General features: G+C 69.5%; 1 protein-coding gene. It reads right to left on the bottom strand.

What is annotated here, in order from left to right:
• Positions 1–614: DUF4118 domain-containing protein (locus HUK84_RS21635; RefSeq protein ID WP_246285824.1), on the bottom strand; the 614-nt coding region annotated here is incomplete at its 3' end.
• Between the last annotated feature and the right edge of the window lie 54 nt (positions 615–668).

Genomic DNA, 668 nt, shown 5'->3' with positions numbered 1-668 from the left:
GGCACGAACAGCCGCCGCGCCCCCGGCAGATTGTCCGACCCGCGCCCCGCCCGGCGATTATGCTGCCAGCTCCAGGTGGCCGCCGCCAGGTCGGACGGCGCCAGCGCGTTTTCGGGCGGATAGCCCGCCTTCACGCTCAGCGTGCCGTCGGCCGGCAGCAGGATGACCGCATTCATGTCCAGCATGGTCGCGATCTGGTGGCAGGTGGTCCAGAGCAGATCGTCCATCGCGACGATGCCGGCCAGCTTGCGGCTGAAGCGGTACAGCGCCTCGGTCACCTCGGCCCGGTGCCGCGCCACCATCGCCTGGTTGCGCACCCGCGCCCCCAGATGGCTGGCGATGATCGCCGTCGCCAGAAAGAAGAACAGCGCGACGATATTGTCCGGTGCCGCAATGGTGAAGGTATAGAGCGGCGGCAGGAAGAAGAAATTGAAGCACAGCATCCCCAGCAGCGAGGCATAGAGCGACGGCCACAGCCCGTACGCCACCGCAATGCCCAGGATCGCGGTCAGGAAGGTCAGCGACACGTTGCTGACCGCCAGCCCCTGGCGCAGCAGCACCCCGACCGCCACCGACGCGGCAATCGCCCCGGTACTGACGACATAGGGCCCCAAGCGCGGCCGCGCGCGGGATACCGGCGCCTCCCGCGGCGCCCCACGCGCGGCTTC

The organism is Nguyenibacter vanlangensis (assembly GCF_013376155.1).
Taxonomy (GTDB): Bacteria; Pseudomonadota; Alphaproteobacteria; order Acetobacterales; family Acetobacteraceae; genus Gluconacetobacter; species Gluconacetobacter vanlangensis.
Note: the sequence above shows the minus strand (reverse complement) of the source record. Positions and strands in the feature narration are given on the sequence as shown.